Here is a 17298-nt window from a genome sequence, read left to right on the forward strand (position 1 = left end):
TCGCAAGAAATGGACGCCGCGCAGCCCTGAAGTTACGTGGGCTGCGCGGCGCCGTGTTTCGTATGGCGGTCGTCAGCCGTCAAACGCTGTCGCCATGGCCCGGCTGCGCCAGGCTTCGATATCGGCTTGCACGTGGGCCATTTTCTGTTCGATCCGGGCAATGCTGTCTGCGCCGAGTGGAAGACGAAAGGGCGGGTTGCCCGACTCCACCGCGTCGATGATCACCGCGACGCCTTTGGCCGGATCGCCGGCCTGGCGCCCATCTACCGCGTTGACATTACTACGCGTCTGGCCCGCCGTGTCGGCGTATGCAGGAATGTGGGCGACAGCCACGACGGCTGAGTCGTGCGAAAGAAATTCGGTGCGGAAATAGCCGGGCTCGACGATGGTGACACCGATGCCAAGCGGCTTCAGTTCGACCGCCAACGCCTCGGACATTCCTTCCACGGCGAATTTCGAGGCGCAGTAGATGCCAAATCCGGCCGACCCTGTAAAACCACCCACGGAAGAGAAGTTCACGATGTGCCCGGAACCCTGGGCGCGAAGAAAGGGCAGCGCAGCCTTGATGACGCGGTGCGTGCCTCCGAAATTGGTTGCCATGACGTGATCGACTTCGGCGTCGGACACTTCCTCGACGGCGCCGACCAATCCATAGCCGGCGTTATTGACCACCACGTCGATGTGCCCTGCAGCCTGCACGGCAGCTTGCATGGTGGCGACAACCTGATCCGGATCATTCACGTCCATGCTCACTACTCGCAGGTTGTCGTGCTCCAGCGGCCCCTTGCCATTTCGTGTGGTGCCGATGACGGTGTGTCCGCGGCGAAGCAGTTCCTCGGTCATGATCCGGCCAAATCCGCGAGAGATTCCCGTAATAAACCACGTTGACATGGCATTTTCCTCTGATAGACAAGGGGTTGGAAGGCATTTCGCCCGATCCTTTCCTTCGAATCTAGCTGGGGTCATTGGCACTCCACTAGTTCAATCCAACGGTTCTTTGCTTTAGACGAGGCTCTTGCATGGTGGAGTCTTCACGCCTCGCCGGCATTCACCTTGCAAGGTGATGGATCACTGCCAATCACTATCGAACAGTGTGTTTTTGCGTCAAAGAAATGGCTGCAAAACAATAGAATTGAACGCCGCCGCGTAACGATGACCGCCGATGACCTTGAGGCGAGAACGAGTCATGCGGCGTGGCCATTTGAAGCTTATGGAGAAAAATGACACTCACGCGATTCCGGGGCCGGATGACACAGGGCTGATGTCGGAGTGTTACTCCTATGGCTATCAGGCGGCACGAGACGTGCGGAATGTGCTCAAGGCAGCACACGATATCGAGCCGGAGATGAGTGCGGTTTCAACCTGGTATCGGTTGACCGGAATTGCCGCATTGGGCGGCCTGACCGCCGAGCAGCTCGTGCACGCAGGCCGGGCGCTGGAGGTATTGCGCTTTCTGCGATCGATTAAGGCCGGTGGAGGGCTGTCATCGTGAAATCGGGCGTGGCAGACATGTCGACGGATGCGCTGCCGTCGCGAGGAAAAGCTTGGGCGTCGCCGGATTTCCGTGGTGTAACCAAACGCATGGCCCAAATCACAGAAGAGCGCAATCGCCTGCTTGTCGACGCTTTTGGCGTGCTCGAAGTCCATTATGACTTGCTCGCGCAAGCGCTGGTGCAGGCGACAGGCGGCCGGGGTGCGGCGGCCAGGTGGATGTGTGCGCGTCAAAAAGCCTTCGGAGGACAGACTGCTTACGATTTGATCAGCGAGGGCGATATCGACCGGGTGTGGGACAGCATCCGGATCTAGCCCGCCAAACGCCATGCCCGGAACCTGGCAGGGTTTTGCGGCCTATTCGCCTTTGGGAAACACATGCCCCAAACCCGACCGTCCAAGAGGCGGCTGGGTCGCCGCGCGCCTAGGTATGCGAGCCATCCGGGTGCTACTCTTCACGAATGCCCTTGATCGCCATCATTGATGGCAGGGTTCCAATTCGCCTCTCTTCTGCGAAGTTCGATGAGGCTTAGCGTGTCGGGGGCGAAAGAGAGCCATGGTGTACCGTGCAGACGACGTTCTAGCGTTACGCCGCTGCGTGCCTGAGTGGCTTCGCCTCTTGGTCGCCATCGTCCTGGTCTCCACATTTGCAGTCTGTAGCAACGTGCGCGCGGTCGATGCGAGTCACCTGCTATCGCAGTACGGGCATACGGCGTGGCGACTGCAGGACGGGGATCTTCCATCTCCCGTCTACCCTATCGCCCAGACCGCGGATGGCTATTTGTGGATCGGGACACAGGCGGGCGTTCTGCGATACGACGGTGCGCGGTTCGTGCCACTGGATACGTTGACGAAAAGTCGGTTGAGCAATCCCTTCATCCTGGCACTTCTCGGTGCGAAGGATGGCAGTTTGTGGATCGGCACGATCGCTGGCTTGAGTCGTTGGAAAGACGGCAAGCTCACCGAGTTCAGTGACGTGCAGGGGGCGGTGAGATCATTCTCCCAAGATGAAAACGGGAATGTCTGGCTGCTCCACAACAGTAAGGTAGCCAAGCCGCTATGTGAGATTGTCGGTTCGGGCGTGACGTGCTATGGCGCAGAGAGCGGCTTGAATCCCTCCGGCCTTTGTTGCGACAACCTGATCACAGACGGCAAGGGAGCCTTCTGGATGGGGACCGATACATCGCTGGTTGAGTGGCGCGAGCACACCCAGTCCAAGTCGTTTCCCATTGTAGCGAAAATCAAGGCGGGCACGCCTGGTGAGTTGGCGCTTGCGAGAAGTCCAAGCGGTGCCATTTGGGTGGGTTTGCCGATCACTGGACCGGGTTTGGGCCTGCAACGCATGGTCGGCGGTCAATGGCAGCCCTTTCACACGGCCAGCCTGGACGGGGAGTCGCTCGCGGTACTGACGATGTTCCAGGATCGTGCCGGTTCGTTGTGGATAGGCACGATGGATCACGGCATTTATCGGCTGACGTCGGATCGTGTCGATCATTTTGATAGTAAAGACGGACTGACCAGTGACAGCGTTTATTCCTTCTTTGAGGACAGGGAAGGAAACATGTGGGTGACGACCTCGGCCGGTATAGACCGATTTCGTGATTTCAAAGTCTGGAGCTATACCACTCGTGAGGGGCTCTCGGTTGACGAAGTCGATGCCGTCCTGGCCAGTCACGACGGCAAAATCTGGGCAGGTACGGCTAACAGTTTGGCTACTGTCGACCAGGCAGGTATCCATTCGCTCCGTGCCGGGCGCGATCTGCCGGGGACCCAGGTCACATCGCTTTTCGAAGACCGTGCGGGACGCCTTTGGGTTGGTATCGAGAAAGGTCTGTGGATTTATACGGCCGGGAAGTTCACCGCCGTAATCAAACAAGATGAAAAGGTCGGCATGGGAATGGTAGCCGCCCTGGCCCAGGATGCCGTAGGAGATATGTGGGTGTTATCCATGCACCCATCCAAGCTCTTTCGCCTTCGCGACGACCACGTGGTCGAAGAATTCGATGGCCCTACCTATCAATCGGTGCGGTCCATGGCATCAGACCCAAACGGGGGGCTGTGGCTGGGCCTTCAAAACGGAGATCTTGCGCATACGGGTGCGTCTGAGCAGAGAGTTTCCACACACCTCGACGCGTCTGTGCGGGATATTGCGGTCGCGCCTCACGGGCTTATCCTGGGTGCCACGAGCAAGGGCCTGATTGTATTCAAACAAGGCGCCTTACGAATTCTATCCGCCAAAGATGGACTTCCCTGCGACGCCATGAACGGGCTCGTCACCGGTGGCGATGGCTCCCTATGGCTATACATGAGCTGCGGGCTGGCCAAGGTCGAGCTCTCGACCATCGAGGATGCGCTTCACAACCCTGATCGCACGGTCAAGGTGAACGTCATCGACGCCGTCGACGGGTTGCGTCCCGGTTACGCACCTTTTCAGAGAAAAATCGCACGCGCTCCGAATGGAACGTTGTGGCTTGCAAACGGCGTGGTCTTGCAGTCATTCGATCCAGGTGCGCACGCGGCAAGTAACGAAGCACCGCCCGTCCACATCGAAAGCCTGACCGCGGACCGAAAGCAGTACCCAGCGGGTGGCGATCTGACACTTCCAGCGCTGACACGCGACGTACAAATCGATTACACGGCAACGGAACTCGCCGTGCCACAGCACACGCGCTTTCGCTACCGCCTCGACGGGCGTGACCGCGATTGGGTTGATGCGGGCCAGCGACGTCAAGCGTTCTATACGGACCTGCCGCCAGGAACCTACCGTTTTCATGCTTCGGCAAGCAACGATGGAGCCAATTGGGAAGAGGCGCCGGCAACCTTGGAATTTACCGTGGAGCCCGCGTTCTACCAGACCGGTTTATTCATGATTCTCGTTGTCACCGCGTTCGCGTTAGCGCTTTGGTTGCTATTTGCCTGGCGTATCGCGCGCGCCAAGATTCAAATGCGCGCGCTCGTGGAAGAGCGGCACGCTGAGCGAGAGCGCATTGCTCGCGAGCTCCACGATACATTTTTGCAAGCCGTGCATGGATTGGTACTTCGTTTTCACGTCGCCGTGCAACGCATACCCTCAACGCAGCCGGCGCGCGAATTGATGGAACGTGCCCTGGATTATGCCGATGAAGTGATCGTTGAAGGTCGCGATCGGGTTACCCAGCTACGAGCCTTGGAACAAAAAGAGGCACATTTAGAAGATTCCCTTCGGTTGATGGCTCAGAAACTCGATCCTGATAGCCGCGTCATCTTTAGGCTCAGGGTTGAAGGTGCGCATCGCACGCTTGATCCCGTTGCCGGCGACGAAGTGCTGCGCCTGGCTCAAGAGGCCATGGCAAATGCTTTTGGCCATGCCAAAGCGAGCCACATCGACATCGTGGTCGGGTACGAGCGCAAGCGCTTGAGGCTCAGCGTCGTCGATGATGGAATTGGCTTTGATGCCGATACGATCGCAGAAAAACGCGCTATGGGACACTGGGGCCTGAAAGGGATGCATGAACGCGCAGAAAACCTCCGCGCGAAACTCGCAATCTCCAGTCGGCCAGGCATCGGAACGGCATTGGAGCTGGTGGTGCCTGGCTCCATTGTTTATCGCCATGCCACAAAGTCGTGGAAGCGGCGGTTGTACCAACTTCACGCGTTGGTAATGAGCAATGGAACGAAAGCGCAACCGCCTGATCGTGACGAGTAGTGAAGTGTCGGTGTGGCAGTGGACTCATCCGCAAGAAAGTGCCGTGAACATGCGCCGCCACACCCCGGGGCTTATGCCGATTTCCCGTGTGAATGTCCGCGTGAAATGGCACTGCTCCGTATATCCGCAGCACGCCGCTATTTTCGGGATCGGGTCACAGGTTTCCAGTAGTAGCGCTTTAGCCCGATCCATGCGCAAGTCGGTGACCCATTGATGCACGGACAGGCCGGTAGAAGCCTTGAACAAGCGGGAAAAATGCCCCGCCGACATCGATAGAGCCTGAGCCGCTCGGGTCGAGACATTGCTGGCGAACGCCATTTGGGCCAATACGCGCTTGGCCATGCTCAGCTGGCGCGAGTTCAGGGCGCCCCGCGTCTCGCAAAATGTAAGCACGTGGCGTTTGATCCGCTCGGCCTCAAACGCTGCGCAGGCCAGCTTGAGGTGCCTGATCAAATCTTCCTGCCCTCCGGTCTGCCGGGACGCGTCCTGGATCACCCCGTGTAGCGAGGCGATGACGTCTTCGTTCAGGGCAGAGGCGTAGAAGTCGCTGTTGTCATCCACTGGATCGATACCTTCAAAGAGCCCTTGTCGGAAAGTCCCCGGCACAGCGACGCCAAGTTACTCAAACGCACCAGAGATCGGCATCCCCCGGAAGCGGTGTCATCACTAGCACTTTGGGAGTAGCGGCCTTGCCGCGCGCCCTGGTTACCCGGAATAGGTAGTGGCGTCCTGATCTTTCCGGCGATTTGACGGTTTGAGCCGTGACCTAACGTTGCCGCTGCGATGGATGCATGGAAGCGCCGCATGCCATCGGCGAGTGCGTCAGCAGAGAGGAGGGGCAATGACCACGCATCAGTCGGATTTCGAAAGCGCCGTGGGGTTTGGCACGGGACGGCAGTGTTTGTCGCCCGATGAACACCCATCCGTTCGCATCAACGTAGCTCGTACGGCGCGCGGCCTGGCGGTCGCTTATATTCCTTCAGGCGCATCGAGCGATGCTTCTTCTTGCCATGCGATTTATTTGCACGTTCCCGTCGGCCTCGATAAGGCCGGCAAGCCATTGCATGACAGGGCGCAGCAGGAAAGCGGCGCGGAGAGGGTAGTGGGAAGCGCTATCTTGGCAGCGCTGACGCAGGGGTGCCGCGGCGCCGAACCCTTCGTTCGGCACTTGGTGACTGCACTCTGCTCTCTGAAGCAGGCTCATGCCGTGGTGGATGATTCCCAGGCAGGAGCAGGGGGCTTGCGTCCTTGGCAGGAAGTCTTGGCCAAGAGCATGTTGAGCTCGAGCATGGACGGCACGACCCTGGTTGCCGACGTGGCAGCAGCCTGCGGCTTGTCGAAATCCCATTTTGGCAAGGCTTTTCGGCGTTCGGTGGGCATGCCGCCGCATCGATGGGTCGTGATGCGACGCTTGGAGTGGGCGCAGCGGTTGCTGGGCGATGCCAGCCGAAGCGTAGCCAGCATTGCCGCGGAATGCGGCTTTTGCGATCAAAGCCACATGAATCACGTGTTCCTGAAAACACTGGGCGTGAGTCCCGGCGCGTACCGGGACAAAAACCGAGCCGCAAGGCGCGGTCGCTGGCCGGAAAAGGTGCCTGCTACCACTTCCGGGTGATCCTGATTTGAGCGGTGAAAGGTATTAAGTTCGTGGTCGAGAGGAGTATCAGCATGTATGCCATTACGTGGACCTGTCCTGGGGCGTGGTGGGCCCTGGCGAGTTTGCTGGGCGCTCTGGGCATGCTGCTGATGCTGGTGGCGCTGGTTCGTTGGCGTCGCCGGCATGCGCGCCTTGAGGCACAATCCCGGGCCGAGCGTGCTGCACTGAAATACAAGGCCAACGCGGAGCAGGAGTCGCTGCTTCAGTCCGGACAGGGGATGCTGCTTCGCTTCGAAGCCATTGCCCGCCGGCTGCCGCCGGCCCACCCGATCCGGAAGGAGTTGGCTGAAGCTCTGGATCGCGCGGAAGGATGGCTGGAAAAAGGTCTCGACCGGGCGCAACATCGGCGCGAAAACAAAGAGCAGGACAGCAAGCCGGATCTCTCCGATTAGTTTTGGACGTCACGTGAGGAAGTGCCATGAATTCGCCCGACCCGATCATTCGCATCCTCGCCGTCGACGATCACCCGATCATGCTGGACGGCCTTGCTGCGGTACTCGAGATCGAGCCAGACATGAAGCTCGTTGCGACCGCCGGATCAGGCGAAGAGGCGATCGAGCAATATCGCCAGCACCTGCCGGATGTGGTGCTGATGGACCTGGAACTGCCAGGCATGTCGGGCGAGGAAGCCATTCGTGCTCTGCACGAGGAGTTTCCCTCCGTCGTCGTCCTGGTGCTGACGACGTTTCGCGGTGATGCGCAGGCCCTGCGCACCATGAAGGCGGGTGCACGCGGCTATCTCCTCAAGAGTTCGGTACGGCACGACTTGATCGATACCATTCGAACCATGCATGCCGGCAAACGGGTGATTCCCCGTGAGATCGCGGCCGCCATTGCCGATCACGCTATCGATGAGGATCTCACCTCACGGGAAACCACGGTTCTGAAGCATGTGGCCAACGGTCTGCCCAATCGCAACGTGGCCGAGCTGCTGCGGATATCCGAGGCAACGGTAAAGGTTCACATGAAAAATATCCTGGGCAAGCTTGGCGCGATCTCGCGCACGCAGGCAGTCCAGATCGCTCAAAAGCGCGGCATTATCGAACGCTGAAGGTCATTGGCGTGCACCGGACCTCGCTCCCGGTGGGCAGCGAAGTCTGGTGTGCTGACGAGTTCCAGGTCAGTCGATATCGATCACGATCTTTCCCGAGGCCTTGCCGCTCTCTTGCAAGGCATGCGCGTCGTGCACACCATTCAAGTCGAAACGGCGCTCATCGACGCGCGGTTGTATTTCTCCCGCATCGACCAGCTTCGCGATCTCGCGCAGGATCTCTCCGTGGTGCTCGCGACCTTGCCCGGTCAGCAGGGGCAGGAGCGTAAACACCCCGGAATAGGTTGCGGCACGAAATGAAAGCGGCGCCAGGGCGTGGCTGCCCCAACCGAGTGCGCTGACGACGTGCCCAAACCGTCGGACGGCAGAAAAGGACGCGTCAAGGCTGCTGCCACCAACGGTGTCGTAAACCACGTCGAAGCCGACTCCGTGGGTATGGCGTGCCACGTATTGATCCACCGTAGTGTTGGTGTAATCGATCGGGATGGCGCCGTAATGGCGGATGACGTCCGCGCTGCCGGGCGAGCCCGTGGCAAACACGCGGGCGCCCAGAGCCCTGGCCAACTGGACCGCTGCGTTGCCCACACCGCCGGCACCGCCTTGCACGAGCACCGATTGCCCTTCGCGCACGTTGGCACGATCGACCAGCCCTTCCCACGCCGTGATGTAGACCAGTGGCATGGAGGCGGCCTGTCGCAAGGTCAGCGATGCCGGTTTGGCCGCCAGCAAGCGTGCATCGACCACAGCATATTGCGCGAGCGAGCCTGGCACGTTGCCGACGCCACCGGTCATGCCGTAGACCTCGTCGCCGATGTCGAAGTGGGTCACGCCTTCGCCGAGTGCTTCAACGACGCCAGCCATATCGATACCCAGGATGGCCGGCAGCGGGTGTTTGGCATGGGCTGCCATGCCAGCGCGGATTTTCAAGTCGAGTGGATTGACGCCGCTTGCCTTGACCCGTACCAGCACGTGGCCCGGCGCGATGGTGGGCCGGGTGATCTGTGTGTGTTTGAACGGCGCATTGTGCCCTTCAAGCACCGCCGCTCGCATGGATATTTCGTTTGCCATGATAGGGTTTGTCCCGTTGAAGGTATCTTTCCCAAGGGTCGTGCAGGCCATCCCTGGCCGATAGCATGATCAGGACGCGAATTGACGATTCGGATTACGCACCGCGTTGCGTGCCCGCGGTTTGGAAAACTTTTCAGCCAGAATCCCGCGAGCCGCATCCACGCCGATGATCCACGCGCCGGCCATCATCATGGTGTCCTTCAATACCAGGCGTCCCGCTCCCGACAGGTAAGGGAACCCGTGCTGCGCATCGCCAAGTGCCGGCACCCATGCCTCGGGCGTGGTGATCAAGAACGATAGCGTGATCATCGTGGTGCCGAATGTGAGCGCTGCACCCAGCAACCCGGCTTTCTTCGAGATCGGGTAAGCCAGTACCAGCAGGGCGGTGATCCATTCAATGACGCCCAGGCCGCGAGACAAGCCATACGTGTTGTTCTGCGTTTGCCAGGCGCGCTGCTCCGGCACCAGCTGCCCTTCATGAGTGAGGTGTTGCTTGTATTCCTGCGGATGGTCGTAGAAGAAGGACAGCGCCGGACTGTTGGCAACAAACGGTGTGATGCTGTCCGCTTCATAGGGCACGAACTTCAAGGCCCCGATCCACATGAAGACGATGGCGATAGCCACGCGCATCAGCGCCAGTCCGACACGTTCACTTTTGGAGAAGGCAAGCAGCGCTTCATCAAAAAAAGATATTTTCACGACTAATTTCCTTAGCTTGCGGTTACGCGGACTGATGTGATTTGACGGCGTCGATGACCCGAGCCGAATACACCATCGCAGCGCCGGCATTGAGAGCCACGGCCACACCAAGCGCTTCGGTAATCTCTTCCTGCGTCGCGCCGTGCTTGAGCGCTTCAGCCACGTGCACGGTGATACAGCCGTCGCAATGGGTGGTGACCGCCACGGCCAGTGCAATCAATTCGCGCGTCTTGGCGCCAAGCAGGTCGCTCTTGTTGCCGGCCTTGGAGAGCGTCTGATACCCGGTCAACGTATCCGGGCTGACGGCGCCGATTTCGCCAATGCGCCCGATGAGCTGCTTGCGGTAGTTCTTCCAATCCAACATGGCTATGTCCTCGATCAGGGGGAGGTCGACCCTTTCGACCTCCGGAGTGACGATAGTTTTCCACGCTATATTGAGAGTGATAGCATGTATTTATCTCAATAAATGGCTCAATCGTCTCATGGATGCGCTTAGCAAGCTGATCGCCGTATCAGGTGTCCAGGGCAGCCTGGATCTGCGTTGCCGCATGGCTGGCAGCTTTGCGCTGGATCACGAACAGCTTGAACCCGGCAAGGCGCCCTTCCATCTGATGCTGCGAGGCACGGCGCAGTTGCTTATGCCCAAAGGGGAAGTGCTCGAGCTGCATACCGGCGACTTCGTGTTGCTGCCCCGTGGCATGGCTCACGTGGTGCAGGGCATCGGCGACGGCGCTTCCACCGCAGTGAGCATGGATAACGATGGGCCGCTGCCCGAACGCCGCAATACGACCGGGCCGGCAGATATGGATCTGCTGTGTGGCCACTTCACTTACAGCCATGGCGGCGCGCAGCTGTTGATGAATACCTTGCCGGACGCTTTGTATATCCCCATGGCCGAGTTGGAAGGCATGGCCTTGCTCGATAGCATCGTCACTACATTGCGCCGTGAAGCCATTCACCTGGACCAGGGATCGCTAGCCATCACCAAAGCCCTCAGTGAAGTGCTGTTCGTGCTTGCGCTTCGCAGCTATGTCTCCAGGGAAGGGCTCGCACCATCGCTGTTGGGTCTGCTGATCGATGGTCGCCTCAGTACGGCCTTGTTGGCCATGATGAAAGAGCCAGGCCACGATTGGACGGTCGAATCGCTCGCGCACAAAGCCAATATGTCGCGTGCGACCTTCGCCAGGCATTTCACCGAGAAGGCAAATGCCTCGCCGATGGATATGCTTGCCGCGATACGCATGCAGCTGGCGTGCGACCTGCTTCTTGCCGGCGACTTGTCGGTCGATGCGGTGGCGGAGCAAGTGGGCTACCAATCCGTATCAGCCTTCATCAAGACATTTCAGCGCCGAATAGGCATGAGTCCGGCCGCCTTTCGGCGCCATGGTGCAACGTGATTGGCGCCATCGCCGCCGTCGTCAGATGCGCGCATCAAAGAAGCAGGCGGCATGCAATCAACGCGAACTCATGCACTTTCGAAGGTTCCAGCCTGCCGTGAGCGCCCAGAACACGAGCGTAGCCAGACCTGCCGCGAACCCGATCGATCGAAAGGCGGCCGAAGGCAAGTCGCTTCCCACTTGAAGGCATCCCAGGGCGAATACCGCAGTCGAAAAGGTGGGGGTCCAAACGGCTGCGTCATGAAATCGGCAGTAGCGGAGTAAGAACAACGCACTGCCGAGTAGCACGGGCACACACAAGGCCACGGAGAAGAAGCTGGTCGCGACCATGGTCTCGGCAAGAAGCACCTGCTCGTGCACGTCATCGGCAGCAATGTGGGACACCCGCCCTAACGCGGCCGCGGCCAGGCCTGCGCAACCCATGGCAATCCACCATGGCGCCAATGGCGCGCCCTTCAATCCAAAGCGCCACAGTCGTGCCGATGCCACAATGATGACCGCACAGTAGCCGAGCCAGCCAAGTGCGGCGCTCGCCAGGGCCAGCACGTCCAGCGTGGCAGTCACGTGTCCCGGCATGAGTTTGGCAACATCTTCTGTCGCGATCGCCGCGCCCAGCAGAGTGGCCGGCACCAGGAACCAGGTTCCATCCATCGCCTTGAGTTGCAAGCCGCGGGCCGCCAACGACCACACGAATCGGCCGACACTCGCGATAGTCAGCACCCAGGTCATGGCAAGGCAGGCAAGTAACGGCGGCAACAATGGCCAGGCACTCAAACCTGCCCATCCGCCGGTGATCACCGCCACGCCGAGCGGCACGGTGTGGATTCCCGCGTGCTCGGTTACCGGGCCGATCTCCAGCCAGGCTGCCCATCCAAGACGAATTTCGGCCCGATGCCGCAGTACGCCGATCACAGGTATCCACACGGCCTGCAGCACGGCCAACGCCAGCAGCGGCACTACCAAGTCAGGCAACCCGCACCGTCCAGCCATGCCGGAGGCGCCAGCTGTGGCCATCACGGCACCAAAAGGCAAGCCACGACGTAAGGCTGTGCTTCTGCAAGTGGCTGCTTCAACGCCGACTTTCGATCGCTTCATGCGTGCTGCAATCTGCCTCAATAGGGGTTCTCATGGAAGCACAAAACCACTTGGCACGTCGCTGATATGGCGGCTAGTGATGACTAAAACGCTCACCGGTCCGGTCCAACGGATCAATGCCGTGCAGATGACGCCAGCGAACGCGAGGCAACGCCCAAAAAAAAAGAAAGCGCGCGTTTTGATGGTGCTTGTGACCGGATGGCATCCAAAGACACGGGGGGTCGGAAGCACCTAAATTCAAGATGAGGTGTAACGGGGTAACCCTTCCTCGGGGAGTCGACGTCGTAGCCCTGCGGAGGTAGAGGACTGATCCCCTTCGGAGCAAGGCACGCCACCTCGAAAGGGTGAAGCGCCCAGTCGGGCAGGTCATTAGCGTGGCGGCATCCGCGTTTCCGCCATCGTGCTCATCAGCCATTGATGCAGCCCATACAAAACACCCGACAAAAATGAGCCGAAAAATGAAGCAAAAGGGAATAATGTCCGTTAAAAAAGTCATCTTGGCTCAGTTGACGTCTTCCGTCGTATTAGCTGCACCGGCGTTTGCGCAGAACTTACCTGGCGTTTCCGCAAGCGCGTTGGCTTCAGGCAACCCAACAGCTTCGCCTTTGGTTCCGCCATCCAGTGCTACGACCACGGGGTCATCTGGCAACAAGGTTACCCAACTGCAAGGGATCGAGGTGACGGGTTCGCTCATCCGAAGTTCCGATAAGACCGGGTTCAACCAAGTCCAGACGATGACGCAGAACGACATTCAGTACAGTGGCGCCACCACAGTTTCAAATTTTCTTCGAGATACCAGTGCCAATTCCGCCAGCAGCTGGGGCGAGGACACGGTGCTGATGAACCAGGCACCAGGTGGCGCAGGCATCGCGCTCCGCGGCATGAGCATGAAATACAGTCTCGTGCTCATAGACGGTCAGCGTGCAGCCCCGTACGCGTTTGGAGATGGAGGCACCGACACATTCTTCGATATCAATACGGTGCCGATAAACGTGATCGACCGCATTGAGATCGTCAAGACCGGTGCCGTTTCGCAATACGGTTCGGATGCCATTGCCGGCGTAGTCAATATCATCACCAAGAAGGATTTTCAGGGCCTTCAGCTCGACGGCAGCCTTGGGGGAGCACAGCATGGAGGCCAGGGCACGACAAACCTCAGTTTGCTCGGTGGCGTCGGCGACCTAAATGCAGATCGTTTCAATGTAACGGCGGCGCTTAGCTTCTATCGAGCCAGTGGCGTCACGCTTGCCCAGCGGAATATTACGAGCAACCAGGACTACTCAGAGCTATCTGGTGGATTCTTCGCTCAGCCCAGCTCTTTCTTTATGACGGATACGGGCCCACAGGCCCTGAATCCGTGCGGTCCGACGGGCATGGTCACGTCCGCGGCAAACAACCTGCAGACGCAGACACCTGGCGCCGTCTGTTCCCAGAATGGTGCTAAAGCCCAATCGCTTGCCCCGCAGGTGGAGCACACAAGCGCAAAAGTGCATGCCGATTTCAAACTAAGCGATTATGTTGTGGCGTTCGCAGACCTTTGGGGAAGTTACAACACCACGTCACTGGCTTCTGGGCTCGCCGGCTTTGGTGAGAACGCGCTCGTTCCGTCGTTTTATGATGCGGGCCATGGATTTACTGCGTTTTCTCCCATGGTCGGCGGAAACGCGCTGACCTATTATTTCCCAAGCGCGCAAGATTGGGATACAACCTCTGTCTTTTATCGTTTTTCAGTCGGCGTGAAAGGCTCGTTCGGCACAAAAAATTTAGGCGACTGGGATTGGTCAGCCTCTTATGGACACTCGCAAAGCGAGGTGTCGAACAGCTTTACAAGCCAGGTCAATGCATCGACAGTATTGAATTACACGAATGGCGTAACGCCGGCTACGTTCAGCGCCGCAAATCTCAATGACTTGCCGGGTGTGCTTGGCACTTCCCGCGATCAGGGAATTTCCAAACTTGATACGCTTGATGCGACGGCGTCGACGTCCAATCTATTTAGCATGCCCGATGGCGACGTGGGTATGGGGCTTGGCGCTCAACTCCAGCATCAGAGCGAATATATAGCCCCAGGTTCTACCGAATTTGTTAACCCATTCACCCAGGCAGTGAATGGCCAGCGCAACGTGGCGGCCGCGTATTACCAAGTTGATATTCCGCTCCTCAGCGAATTGACATTCAGTCAATCGGGGCGTTACGACTACTACGGGGACTTTGGCGGGGTCTATTCACCTCGCTTTGCGCTGCGCTATCAGCCGATAAATGCCCTGACCCTATACGCTTCGTATGACCGAGGCTTTCGTGCGCCAACGCTGATCGAGCTCTATCAGACAGCGAGCGTGACCTCTCAGCCTGTAGGTGCACGAAACGTCGATGAATATTTCGTCGGCAACCCCGAATTGAAACCCGAGCACACAAAAAACTACAACGTCGGCTTTCAGCTGTCGCCAACCTCCAGTACGGATATCGGCCTTGACTGGTACAAGATTGACGTCACCAAGGTCATCGGTCAGCCCAGTATCGTGGCAGATGTCGATGCCCATCCAGAACAGACGATTTATTACCTGGGTTACGAGAACCTTGCGTATTTGCGCACCGACGGTCTCGAAGCGACGTTCAAACAGGGGTTGTCCACGAAGAGGGGAACCTTCACGCTGTCGACCGACTTGGCCTATGTGCGGCACTTTAATATGCCCATCAATGGCATCGCGGCCGATCTTGCGGGGAATAACGATGCAAACGACACCGTGTTTGGAGGCGCCTTTCCGCGCTGGAAAGGCAATACTTCATTGACCTGGGCAGATCGTGATTGGACCACGACACTGACGTGGCAATTCACCGGTCCTTATGCGCAGGTCATTGTCGCCGGTCCAAATGTCGCGTCCTACAGCCAGCTCAATCTTCTTGTCAGCTATAGCGGCTTCAAGCATTGGAAACTTTACGCTGGCATCAACAACCTCCTGGATCATGCGCCGCCGTATGACGCATCGTGGACTTATGTGAACCGTGGATACTTCGACCCTTCGTTGTACTCGTATATAGGTCGTTATTTCCAGGTCGGTGCGACTTACAAGTTCTAATTAGGGGCTGAGCGTTCGGCGGTATCGATGCGCGCTGCCGTTTTAGGCGGGCGACCAAGAGCGCACTTTCAATTGTCCAGCTTTGAAAAGAAAAACCCCCGAGACAATATATCGGGGGGCTGGAGTAGCGGGCCGAACAAATGCGGCCTAAGGGTGCCATGGAAAAGGATGCGTACGTGCGGAAAACCCTGTTCGCATTACTGCTTGATTACAGCAGTGCGCCGCGTCCTGGGTAGGGAGATCAGATATGAAGCCATCCAGACGGCTAGCAGGATCGCAATGATGGAAAAGCCCAGTTCGTTGAAATGATCTTCGATGCTTTGAACGGCTTTCCACACGCCGCCACCCAAAGAGAACTTGTCGGCCAGTAAAGCCATGGCCTCCACGCCAGCAATAAACACGGCGATACAGACCGAAATCAAGGTGATGGCCATGTTGTAGTAGATTTTTCGAATGGGATTGATAAAAGCCCATTCATACGCCTTGAGCATCATTACCCCGTCGGTGGTATCCACCAGCGTCATGCCCGCGGCAAAAAGCAGCGGCAAAACAGCAATGGTTCCCACGGATATGCCGCTGGCAACCTGCTTTGCGGATACGGTGAACATGGCAATTTCGGTGGCCGTGTCAAAACTCAAGCCGAATGCCAGGCCAAGGAAAACCATTTGCCAGCTTTTGCTGACGAGCCGGAACAATGGCATCAGGATCTTGGACAGAAAGCCGCGCTGATTGAGCAGGTCTTCAACCTTTTCAGGCTGGTAGCGTCCGGTTTGCTTGAGAGTGCGGTAGTTCCGGTACAACGAGAAAAAGATCGTCACGTTCATGATGGCGATCGCCATCAGAAACACGACGGATATCGACGTGCTCACCAGCGACCCGATGGAGCGCAGCGCATCGAATCGCGACAGATAATGTTCGGCGCTGGCCACCAGTATGGCCACGACGATGATGATCGACGAGTGCCCGATGGCGAACCAGAATCCCACGGAGGTGGGGCGCTTATTGTCCTGCATCAGCTTTCTGGTGACATTGTCGATGGCGGTAATGTGATCGGCATCGACCGCATGGCGCAGCCCAAGGCCGTAGATCAGCAGGCATACGCCAAGCAGGTCCGGCCTGTGCCCAAAGGCCACTATGGCCCAAGTCCAGGAAACCAGGTTGAACAGCAGCAGAAAGGTATACATGACGATCAGCCTCGTCCTGATGCCCGTCCGATTCATGCTGGCGGTGATGAGTGAAGTATTGCGAGGCTGATTGGCGATGTTTTTCATGCGAACGGTCCATCTGCCGGTCAAGGGTCAGGTGTGGAGGCAGCCGAAACGTGGAGAGCGCTTAGCCACCAATTACGCTTCAGCAACCTGGCTGTCTGGTTCGGCTGGCTTGGCGCGTGGATAGGCAATACTGATGACAGCCAAGGCGCCGGCTGCCCCTGCGATCTGGGCCAGGATTAGCAAAAGCGCGCGCGATACCGGAAGCGCCACGACTCCGGCGGCCCACGTGGCCGATAGCGCAATGGCCGGATTCATGTAACACGCAGGAAATGCGAGAAGCGCCGCCGTCAGCCAGGCCGCCACGGCAAAAGGTCCGGTCATCACGCGTTGCCCGCGCATGCAACCAAAAATGACGATCATCAAGCCGGCTGTCGTAACGGCCTCGGCGGCCATCAGATGCAGCACATCCGTCGGCGGATACGTGGCAGGCCGTTCACCAGCAAGCAGCACATTGGCTAACAGTGCGCCGACGACGCCACCGGCGCACTGACCTATCACATAGGCCATCGTGCATCGAATGTCTCGATCGCCGCTGATCCATTGAAGAACGGTGATCAAGGGGTTGAAATGGCCGCCTGATGCGTCGCCGAACGCCACTACCAACCCGCACAAGGCACCTCCCGTAACCAACGCAAGTACCGCGAGCGTGGCGACGTGGCTGGAAGTTACCCGCTGGATCGCTATGCCGGCACTGACTACGCAGAACACCAGCAACAGCGTGCCAGCGACCTCGGCAAATGCACGCCTGTATAACGAGACCGAAGGGTCCTTTTCGAAGAAGCAGGTTTTTATTTTGAGTGCGGACAC

General features: G+C 58.5%; 16 protein-coding genes. 8 read left to right on the top strand and 8 right to left on the bottom strand.

Annotation, left to right across the window (positions count from 1 at the left end):
• Window positions 1–72 precede the first annotated feature (72 nt).
• Window positions 73–891 (bottom strand): SDR family NAD(P)-dependent oxidoreductase, encoded by an 819-nt coding sequence (locus tag ISS99_RS05475; RefSeq protein WP_204630587.1) that lies wholly within the window; start codon window positions 889–891, stop codon window positions 73–75.
• 295 nt (window positions 892–1186) lie between these two features.
• On the opposite strand from ISS99_RS05475, the gene ISS99_RS05480 reads away from it, so the two are divergent.
• The 3 genes from ISS99_RS05480 to ISS99_RS05490 all read left to right on the top strand — a co-directional run bounded on the left by ISS99_RS05480 (window position 1187) and on the right by ISS99_RS05490 (window position 5176).
• Complete coding sequence (locus ISS99_RS05480) at window positions 1187–1492, top strand: hypothetical protein (RefSeq protein WP_204630588.1); 306 nt, start codon at window positions 1187–1189, stop codon at window positions 1490–1492.
• Window positions 1489–1806: an antitoxin Xre/MbcA/ParS toxin-binding domain-containing protein gene (locus ISS99_RS23495; RefSeq protein WP_204630589.1), complete on the top strand. Its 318-nt coding sequence runs from the start codon at window positions 1489–1491 to the stop codon at window positions 1804–1806. Before ISS99_RS05480 ends, ISS99_RS23495 begins: the two co-directional genes overlap by 4 nt.
• 304 nt (window positions 1807–2110) lie before the next feature.
• Complete coding sequence (locus tag ISS99_RS05490; protein WP_204630590.1) at window positions 2111–5176, top strand: sensor histidine kinase; 3066 nt, start codon at window positions 2111–2113, stop codon at window positions 5174–5176.
• A gap of 24 nt (window positions 5177–5200) precedes the next feature.
• Here ISS99_RS05490 and ISS99_RS23635 read toward each other — a convergent pair whose 3' ends face one another.
• Window positions 5201–5737: a helix-turn-helix transcriptional regulator gene (locus ISS99_RS23635; RefSeq protein WP_204630591.1), complete on the bottom strand. Its 537-nt coding sequence runs from the start codon at window positions 5735–5737 to the stop codon at window positions 5201–5203.
• A 679-nt stretch (window positions 5738–6416) separates the two neighbouring features.
• On the opposite strand from ISS99_RS23635, the gene ISS99_RS05500 reads away from it, so the two are divergent.
• From ISS99_RS05500 to ISS99_RS05510, 3 genes are all read left to right on the top strand, one after another.
• Window positions 6417–6791 (top strand): helix-turn-helix domain-containing protein, encoded by a 375-nt coding sequence (locus tag ISS99_RS05500; protein WP_204630592.1) that lies wholly within the window; start codon window positions 6417–6419, stop codon window positions 6789–6791.
• Between the two features lie 122 nt (window positions 6792–6913).
• Window positions 6914–7225, top strand: a complete 312-nt coding sequence (locus ISS99_RS05505) for a hypothetical protein (protein ID WP_204630593.1) — start codon at window positions 6914–6916, stop codon at window positions 7223–7225.
• A gap of 26 nt (window positions 7226–7251) precedes the next feature.
• Complete coding sequence (locus ISS99_RS05510; RefSeq protein ID WP_204630594.1) at window positions 7252–7884, top strand: response regulator transcription factor; 633 nt, start codon at window positions 7252–7254, stop codon at window positions 7882–7884.
• 69 nt (window positions 7885–7953) lie between these two features.
• Here ISS99_RS05510 and ISS99_RS05515 read toward each other — a convergent pair whose 3' ends face one another.
• The 3 genes from ISS99_RS05515 to ISS99_RS05525 all read right to left on the bottom strand — a co-directional run bounded on the left by ISS99_RS05515 (window position 7954) and on the right by ISS99_RS05525 (window position 10015).
• Window positions 7954–8952 carry a zinc-dependent alcohol dehydrogenase family protein gene (locus ISS99_RS05515; protein WP_239537702.1) on the bottom strand — a complete coding sequence of 333 codons (999 nt, stop codon included), beginning with the start codon at window positions 8950–8952 and terminating at the stop codon, window positions 7954–7956.
• Window positions 8953–9021: 69 nt separating this feature from the next.
• Window positions 9022–9651, bottom strand: a complete 630-nt coding sequence (gene rclC / locus ISS99_RS05520) for a reactive chlorine resistance membrane protein RclC (protein ID WP_284343830.1) — start codon at window positions 9649–9651, stop codon at window positions 9022–9024.
• Between the two features lie 22 nt (window positions 9652–9673).
• The gene (locus tag ISS99_RS05525; protein ID WP_204630596.1) at window positions 9674–10015 is read right to left on the bottom strand and encodes a carboxymuconolactone decarboxylase family protein; all 342 of its coding nucleotides are present in this window, start codon (window positions 10013–10015) and stop codon (window positions 9674–9676) included.
• A 118-nt stretch (window positions 10016–10133) separates the two neighbouring features.
• On the opposite strand from ISS99_RS05525, the gene ISS99_RS05530 reads away from it, so the two are divergent.
• On the top strand, window positions 10134–11048 hold the full coding sequence (locus ISS99_RS05530; protein ID WP_204630597.1) for a cupin domain-containing protein: 915 nt from the start codon (window positions 10134–10136) through the stop codon (window positions 11046–11048).
• Between the two features lie 57 nt (window positions 11049–11105).
• On the opposite strand, the gene ISS99_RS05535 is transcribed toward ISS99_RS05530, so the two are convergent.
• Window positions 11106–12143, bottom strand: coding sequence for an SLAC1 family transporter (locus ISS99_RS05535; protein ID WP_338081575.1), 1038 nt, complete (start codon window positions 12141–12143; stop codon window positions 11106–11108).
• A 458-nt stretch (window positions 12144–12601) separates the two neighbouring features.
• On the opposite strand from ISS99_RS05535, the gene ISS99_RS05540 reads away from it, so the two are divergent.
• Window positions 12602–15220: a TonB-dependent receptor gene (locus ISS99_RS05540; protein ID WP_204630599.1), complete on the top strand. Its 2619-nt coding sequence runs from the start codon at window positions 12602–12604 to the stop codon at window positions 15218–15220.
• 197 nt (window positions 15221–15417) lie between these two features.
• Here the strand turns inward: ISS99_RS05540 and ISS99_RS05545 are convergent, their stop codons facing one another.
• Window positions 15418–16491 (bottom strand): HoxN/HupN/NixA family nickel/cobalt transporter, encoded by a 1074-nt coding sequence (locus ISS99_RS05545; protein ID WP_239537704.1) that lies wholly within the window; start codon window positions 16489–16491, stop codon window positions 15418–15420.
• 72 nt (window positions 16492–16563) lie between these two features.
• Entirely contained in the window at window positions 16564–17298 is a 735-nt protein-coding gene (locus ISS99_RS05550; protein WP_284343828.1) for an aquaporin, read from the bottom strand.

Source organism: Dyella mobilis, from assembly GCF_016904945.1.
Lineage (GTDB): Bacteria > Pseudomonadota > Gammaproteobacteria > Xanthomonadales > Rhodanobacteraceae > Dyella_B > Dyella_B mobilis.